This window comes from Foetidibacter luteolus (assembly GCF_009650435.1).
Classification (GTDB): Bacteria; Bacteroidota; Bacteroidia; order Chitinophagales; family Chitinophagaceae; genus Foetidibacter; species Foetidibacter luteolus.
In genome coordinates this window covers 60,419-66,070 of the sequence record NZ_VVIP01000030.1, presented here as the reverse complement: position 1 = coordinate 66,070, position 5,652 = coordinate 60,419, and the positions used below count along the sequence as shown (strand labels likewise).

Here is a 5,652-nt window from a genome sequence, read left to right as displayed (position 1 = left end):
TAAAATGAAGGAATTTATAGAAAAACTAAACGCTCCGCACTAAAAGGGACAAGTCAGGAGATGCACTCGCCGTCGTTGGTGTTGATGTGCCCCCCGTATGCCCCGACAGGTGTTGTCACCTGTCGTAACGATGCTGAGGTAAGTAGGCAATTATTATTCTCCCAAAAATGCCGGAATCCCCGCTATCCGAAGAGTAAGCGATAGCGGCTCTTCGGATGTCTGATAAAAGCCAGACTTTGTCTGGCTAAAGAGCGGTTTATGTTGGTGTCTTTCTCCAGGACAAATGATGTTTCCCTGCCAACTCCAGACTGAAAAGCGCCTTCTCCAGTTGATTTAAGAATGTCAATCACAAAATGTAAGCTCTGGCGCAAAACACTGAGAACTTAGGTTGTGTATAACTTATGAATGTGTATTATACCAGGCTTTAAAAGACCAACACGCCTTACTTGGCCTGCATCTTAAGCCAGCAGTGTTGTAGTTATAAATAACCTTCAACTTTCAGTTTCACGTTTTTGTTCACATGAATTTTGTGATTTTCCGTAGAAATTGATTTACATAAAGCATCCGTATCTATGGTCACGTCATGTTTAAGAACAACATCGGTATCTTGATCGGGTACTTTGCCGGTACTCCAAATGGTTTCATCATTCCAATTGCCAGCCTTTATAGTCGTGGCGACTATCGGAGTGAAACTTACAAATGTTGTAAAGGATTTTAATGTAATGCGGGTGGCCTTTGAGTTTTCAACAGTTATATAATAAAATCCGGTAGAGTTGATTCGAAATGCTGAGTCGCCAATCTGCGTTGCTCGCAAGCTGTCATTTTTATACAAATGATATGTATTGTTGGATCGAGTACCGCCCGGAGAAACATACATCCAACGCCCATCCGTCATTAAAGTAATCTCGTCTTGTGGAGAATAGCTAAAAATGTTGCTATTGTAAAAAGGAGCGATCCTTTCTAAACTTGCAAACGTGAATTTGTTTCCGCTGATTGCAAAAGAGAATAAATGTTTTAAAGAATCAAGAGAAGGGGGGATAGTATCAGATAGTTGATTGTTACTGAGATTAAGAAGTTGCAACCATTTATGTTTACCTAACGCCGCAGGTATTGTACCGCTCAATTTATTGTCGTTTAAAAACAGTAATTCCAACCGGGGCACGTTGCCTAAAGAAGCCGGTATATCTCCTTCCAGCCAATTATTATACAAGGATAAGGCGTGTAAATTCTTAAGTTCACCTAACGAAGAAGGGATAGTTCCGGTAAGCTGATTGAAGTGCAGGGAAAGAATTTCTACATTCGTTAACCCAGCCATTTCTGCCGGGATGCTGCCGTTTAATTTGTTATCACTAATATCAATCAGATCTAAATTTGAAAGGTTGCCTATTGAAGCAGGAATGTTACCGTAAAGGTTGTTGCCAGCTAACCGTAAAAGTACTAGTCCGGTAAGTTTTCCTATCGAAGACGGGATAATACCTGTTAGATTGTTGGATGGCAACTGCAAAGTATCAACCCGATCTTCACTTACCGATACTCCAAACCAATTCTCTACAGGCGCCTTTGTAAGCCAGTTTGTTTTGTTTGTCCATAGGGAACCGCCGGTGTTATTGAATAAGTCCACCAGGGCAAGAGAATCATCTTTGTTAACTCCGTTCGAAAAACAGGTTAGAGAAGAAAAAACAAATACCACTGAAAAAAAGATGGCTATAATTTTTAGCATGACTAATTAAGAGCTTAGTGAAGTAATTTTATGTGGCTAATAGGCAAATTTATGTAGTTAAACAGTTCTTTCTATGCATATCAAAGGATGTGTGTATTAAATCTTTTCTCCTCGCAGTGGTTTGTGTCGATGTGCCATTAGTAGTCGTTGATGTCGAGGAGCTATTGATGCTCCGGCGGGTGTTCCCGAAGTATCGGAACAGGTAGTCACTGTCGGAATACATTTAAGAAATGCAGGCAAAGAACATTTAGCCCGAGATATCCTTCTTGCTTAAGAATAGCTATTAAAAAGGCAAAGCTAGCACGGGACTTAGGTGTTAGCTTTATGCCTCTACCTATCAATTACTATATATCATTATAAGAACAAAAACCAGTATCAAAGTAAATAAAACCAGGCATATATGATGTCCATAAAAATATCTGCGCTTTTGCTTTTTGGAATTGCATTTTTGAACTCATGCACTTCGAGACCCAATAATAAAGGGAAAGAAATTGAATTGAAAAAAGGTTGCTTTTTTGATGATCAAAACCGTCGAGTAGTTGATACCCTCGCCGATAAAGTGGCAACTGTTTCAACGGATAACGTTTATTTCATACTAACGATTGAGGATAACAAATATTTAGCTTGTAATATACCAGATAACTATAATGGGAAAACAATAATAGTTTCTGCTCAAATATTGGAAATATTCGACTTAGAAAGGGTTGTTGCCACCCCAATCAGGTTGACTGCGGCTTCAGAATTTAAAGATTAATGATGCTACAACGGGTGTTATTATAACAACTTTTAGTGGTTTGCAAATAATCATCGCCGGTATTGCCTTTTTAATTGTAAGGTACATAATGATCGTTTTCATCCGGGATAAGGAATAGTAACGTCCTGCCGTTTATTCAGCCGGTTTACCTACCTGGGCTATTGCTCCATAGCCTATCCAGCCGTACAAGTGTGCGACCCCGAGTTCCGCTTCGCTCGTCGGGACAGGCGCAAGCAAAGCTCAATAACTGTTACTGCTGCCGGGCTCCAAAAAATTCCCTGGCCTGACGGAATGATGTTGAGGGAGGTAATATTTATTTATTAGAAATACCAGAGTGGAAGTAAACGTTGCAGTATGCGCATTGTAATCAGAAACTTGCAGGTGACAATTCTGCAAGGGAGTAGAAATAGGTTGCCTTACAAATCCTCTGCATGCTACGGAGGTTAACTGTTATGAGAACTATCCTTTCCTGTTAAGATTCGAAACAATTCCTTGCCTGAATAAGTTAGCGTAATCCCTTTAAATTTTCCATTTACCCGTTCGATGTAAACCCAATTGAATTTTTCTAATTCTTCATAAAGATGCAGAGAACCATCAGATACAATTCCTGCGCCGATCAATAAAATCGCAGAATCTCTCTCACTTGTCTTGTAGCTCATAAAAAAAATTTATGCTGGCGTAAAAGGAGTATGGCCAGCTATGTAACCTAAGCTTTATTTTTTAGAAATGTAAAGAACGCCCGTTAATGTATTTGTAATGTAAGCCAACTGGATTGCCTGTGGTGCTTTACTAACAAATTGATGCCTACCTTGCACCGTATAAATTATAGCCATATGAGCAACATTCATGAATACATGCTGATTACGGGAGATGTGGTTGAGTCTTTCAATTCCCAAATTAATGAAAAAATAAAGCAAGGGTGGCAGCCTATTGGTAGTTTAAGCTCAGTCTTAATGCGTGATGACAGGCTCGGCAATACTAATATCCGTTATTTACAGGTGCTTGGGAAATATGTTTGTGAAAAAACTGGATCACTGTAGCAAATGTGTGTGGTAAGTTGGTTTCTATTTGGTTTGCCAAATGTCGCTTAGGGATTCATTAAAATCAGATTTATATTTGGCTTCAATAAGTTTGCCTATGGCATCTGTAATCAATTGGCTTCCTCTTTGATTAAGTTTCCAGCCTTTGCCTGATTTGTAAAGCGTGCCAACAAAAACGGAATCAATCATTATATTGAACCTTGAGGGGACACCGTTGTCCTTAACATTCATACTCCAGGGAAGAATAAAACCATTTATTTGTTTTTCCTCCAATGTTAGCTGGAAGGAAAATTCAGTATTGTCCATCTTTTTTAATTTAATAACCTTATGAAACCATCAGCACCGTATCCAGGGAGTGCAAAACGCCATTGGAACCTTCTACACCTTTGCCCCGCAGATAAACGCCATTAATACTCGTACGCCCGTTTCTAACTTTTACTTGTAATAGTTTCCCGTTAAGCGTTGAAAGCAAATCACCGTTTTTAAAGTCTTTGAAAATTGTTTTTCCCAGCAGTATGTGACAGTTTAGCAAATACGATAACGCCTCATTAATTTTACCCTTATCAAGTGATAAAAACAGTGCTGTCTCAAGTTTTTGAAACGCGGTATCAGTGGGCGCCAATATTGTAAATGGCCCTTTGCCGCTTAGCTGTTCTGCAAAGCCGGTTATGGTTATGTATTTGCTTAAGGTGCTTAAATATTTATCTGAATTAACCACCTCTGTCATGTTTTTCATTTTGTTGTTTTAAATGCGGGAGAAATTCCCGCAACTGTGTAATGTAACCTTTATCCGTCTTTCTAACAATTTGCGGGTGTTAATAATTAGCTTTACTACATAAGCAAGGCGAATAAAAAATGGAATCACAACAGTAGTTTCTATGCTGACAGAAGTGTTGGTGTTCAGGGATGCCAGAGCAGATGTTAAGCAGAGGATGAACATTTTGTACAGTAAGCATTGCAAATAACAATATATGAAGGTGTTGAGGATAGCATGAGGGTAAATACTCTCGTAGTCGTTGGTTTTGATGTGCCACGAATGCCCGGGCAGGTGTTGCCGAATTTTTTCGGGACAAGTTATCACCTGTCATAACGATGCTGAAGGAAGCGGACAATGATTTTTCGGCAAAATGCCGACACCGGAATGAACGTTACTGGACGAACATTACCTGCAGGTAACAACACCTGCAAGGGCTATGGTTGCCGGGGTTTAATTGATATAAGAACGTAAGCCCTGGAGGGGCGTTATCTACCAACGATGGGCAGCGCCCGTCGGGAAGGAAGCCTGTCGCATGCATCAAGCCCTGAAGGGGCGTTATAATAACCTAACACCGTTATGGAACACATTTACAAAACCGGCATACGAAATAAAACCTGCTGCACCATGCAGCCCTATTTGTTGCCGTACAAGTGAGTGACACAACAGGCGATGATAGTAGTAATGCAGTATTGGCCATAAAAATGTACATTGGTAGTATCATGGGACAGTCGCTCGTAAAAAATTACATTCACCTTGTGTTCAGTACCAAATACAGGCAGCCGCTTATACATCCACCGGTAGAGGCAGAATTGCATCATTACCTGGGTGGAATATGCAACCGGCTGGACTGCCAGTGTATTATAGCAGGCGGCTATACTGACCACATTCATATACTTTGCATGCTGTCTAAGAAGATAGCGCTAATGAAGCTGGTGGAAGAAGTAAAATCGCACTCCTCCAAATGGATAAAAACAAAAGGGGATGCGTACAAAAATTTTTACTGGCAGGATGGTTATGGCGCTTTTTCAGTAAACCCATCGGAAACGGGCCGGGTGTTTGACTATATCGCTAACCAGCATAGCCACCATGAGAAAAAAACTTTCCAGGAAGAATACCGGGCGTTCCTGGTAAAGTATCATGTGGAGTTTGATGAGCGATATGTATGGGATTAGTGTGCTGGGCTGCTATATCCACAGGGCTACACCCTGTGATAGGGTATATCGCCCCTTCAGGGCTGTGGACGGGAGTGCTATAGCCACAGGGCTATACCGGAGGGGATAACACAGGGCTGTACAGGGGGAGGATAACACCGGGCTGCACCCTGTGTTAGGGATATATCGCCCCTTCAGGGCTGTGACCGGAGTGCTGCTGTAGCCACAGG

7 protein-coding genes are annotated in these 5,652 nt (G+C 41.0%); 3 read left to right on the top strand and 4 right to left on the bottom strand.

The window, feature by feature from the left end:
• Positions 1–478 precede the first annotated feature (478 nt).
• The gene (locus tag F0364_RS08515) at positions 479–1,720 is read right to left on the bottom strand and encodes a hypothetical protein (RefSeq protein WP_153797350.1); all 1,242 of its coding nucleotides are present in this window, start codon (positions 1,718–1,720) and stop codon (positions 479–481) included.
• Positions 1,721–2,120: 400 nt separating this feature from the next.
• On the opposite strand from F0364_RS08515, the gene F0364_RS08510 reads away from it, so the two are divergent.
• Complete coding sequence (locus tag F0364_RS08510) at positions 2,121–2,474, top strand: hypothetical protein (RefSeq protein ID WP_153797349.1); 354 nt, start codon at positions 2,121–2,123, stop codon at positions 2,472–2,474.
• Positions 2,475–2,917: 443 nt separating this feature from the next.
• Here the strand turns inward: F0364_RS08510 and F0364_RS08505 are convergent, their stop codons facing one another.
• The gene (locus F0364_RS08505) at positions 2,918–3,133 is read right to left on the bottom strand and encodes a hypothetical protein (RefSeq protein ID WP_153797348.1); all 216 of its coding nucleotides are present in this window, start codon (positions 3,131–3,133) and stop codon (positions 2,918–2,920) included.
• A gap of 174 nt (positions 3,134–3,307) precedes the next feature.
• Here F0364_RS08505 and F0364_RS08500 point away from each other — a divergent pair, with 174 nt between their 5' ends.
• Positions 3,308–3,514 carry a DUF1737 domain-containing protein gene (locus F0364_RS08500; protein ID WP_207632574.1) on the top strand — a complete coding sequence of 69 codons (207 nt, stop codon included), beginning with the start codon at positions 3,308–3,310 and terminating at the stop codon, positions 3,512–3,514.
• Positions 3,515–3,538: 24 nt separating this feature from the next.
• Here F0364_RS08500 and F0364_RS08495 read toward each other — a convergent pair whose 3' ends face one another.
• Both F0364_RS08495 and F0364_RS08490 read right to left on the bottom strand, forming a co-directional pair.
• Positions 3,539–3,820 carry a hypothetical protein gene (locus tag F0364_RS08495; protein ID WP_153797346.1) on the bottom strand — a complete coding sequence of 94 codons (282 nt, stop codon included), beginning with the start codon at positions 3,818–3,820 and terminating at the stop codon, positions 3,539–3,541.
• A gap of 19 nt (positions 3,821–3,839) precedes the next feature.
• Positions 3,840–4,250: a fasciclin domain-containing protein gene (locus F0364_RS08490; protein ID WP_153797345.1), complete on the bottom strand. Its 411-nt coding sequence runs from the start codon at positions 4,248–4,250 to the stop codon at positions 3,840–3,842.
• 740 nt (positions 4,251–4,990) lie between these two features.
• Between F0364_RS08490 and tnpA the strand changes: the two genes are divergently transcribed.
• Positions 4,991–5,443 carry an IS200/IS605 family transposase gene (gene tnpA, locus F0364_RS08485; protein WP_153797344.1) on the top strand — a complete coding sequence of 151 codons (453 nt, stop codon included), beginning with the start codon at positions 4,991–4,993 and terminating at the stop codon, positions 5,441–5,443.
• Positions 5,444–5,652 lie beyond the last annotated feature (209 nt).